This is a genomic window from Agrobacterium sp. ST15.16.024 (assembly GCF_027956545.1).
GTDB classification, from domain to species: Bacteria; Pseudomonadota; Alphaproteobacteria; order Rhizobiales; family Rhizobiaceae; genus Agrobacterium; species Agrobacterium cucumeris.
Genome location: NZ_JAQKGO010000029.1, coordinates 1 through 1,402 on the forward strand (window position 1 = coordinate 1; position 1,402 = coordinate 1,402).

Sequence of the window (1,402 nt, forward strand, 5' to 3'; positions counted from 1 at the left end):
GTTGGAAAGGTTTTATTGTGAAGGAACACTCTCGAAAGATCACGCCGGTTCTTCTTGCTGGCGGTGCCGGCTCCCGGCTGTGGCCTGTTTCGCGTGACCAGCTGCCCAAGCAGTTCCAGCCGCTGGTCGGCAATCTTTCGACCTATCAGCAGACGTTGATGCGGGTGGGTGACAAGGGGCTTTATGCCGAGCCGCTGGTGATTACCAATGAGGATTTCCGTTTCTTCGCCCGCCGTCAGGCCGTAGAGATCGATCTGCCGGCAACCGTGGTGCTGGAGCCCGCCCGCCGCGACAGCGCCGCCGCCATGGCCGCCGCCGCCGTTCTGGCCGAGCGCCGTGAGCCCGGCTGTCTGGTACTGGCGCTTGCCGCCGACCACGTGGTGCTGGATGCCGACAAGTTTTCCGACGCCGTGAAACTCGGCGCAAAAGCCGCCGATCAGGGCAATATCGTCGTCTTCGGCCTGGTGCCGACCGAGCCGCGCACTTCCTATGGTTATATCAAGCCAGGTGAGGCGATCGACGGGGAGGCCGATCTCAGCGCCGTCGATGCCTTCGTGGAAAAGCCTGACATGAAGACGGCGATTTCCTATCTGGAAAAAGGGTATCTCTGGAACTCCGGCAACTTCCTGTTCCGCTCCGACGTGATGATCGCCGAACTCAAGGCCTTCGCGCCGGAGATTCTTTCGGCAGTGACACAGGCGGTCGAACAATATGAAAGCGACCTTGGCTTCGTGCGTCTGCATCAGGAAAGCTTCGAGGCCTCGCCGAAAAACTCCATCGATTATGCGGTGATTGAAAAAACCAAACGCATGGCGGTTGTGCATGGCCATTTCCGCTGGTCGGATATCGGCAGCTGGGACGCGATCTGGGAGATTGCCGACAAGCACGGCAATGACAATGCGCTCGAGGGCGATGGCGTGTTCATCGATTCCGAGGGCTGCCTCATTCACTCCACGCAATTGCTGACGACGGTGGTGGGCGCCAGGGATCTGGTGGTGGTGGCCACCAAGGATGCAGTTCTGGTGGTGCCGAAAAACCGGGTGCAGGATGTGAAGGGGCTGGTGGAGACGCTGAAGGACGGCGACCATGCGCCGCAAACGCAGGCGCACAAACGCGTTTATCGTCCCTGGGGTTATATCGAACACATGTATGTGGACGAGCGCTACCGGGTGGGCCATATCACGGTCGATCCCGGCCACCGCATCTCGTTCCAGAAACATTATCATCGCTCGGAACACTGGATCGTCGTCAAGGGAACGGCGACGGTGACGATTGGCGAAGAAACGAAGCTGCTGACGGAAAACCAGTCGGTTTATATCCCGATCGGCCAGCCGCACCGGCTGGCCAATGAGGGGCAGATCCCGCTGGAGCTGGTCGAAATCCAGACCGGAGCCTATATCGG

The 1,402-nt window shown here is 59.8% G+C and carries 1 protein-coding gene; it reads left to right on the plus strand.

Features of this window, described 5'->3' with window-relative positions:
- Positions 1-17: 17 nt before the first annotated feature.
- The coding region (locus tag PL640_RS25470) for a mannose-1-phosphate guanylyltransferase/mannose-6-phosphate isomerase (protein ID WP_271363865.1) at positions 18-1,402 on the plus strand (1,385 nt) is incomplete at its 3' end.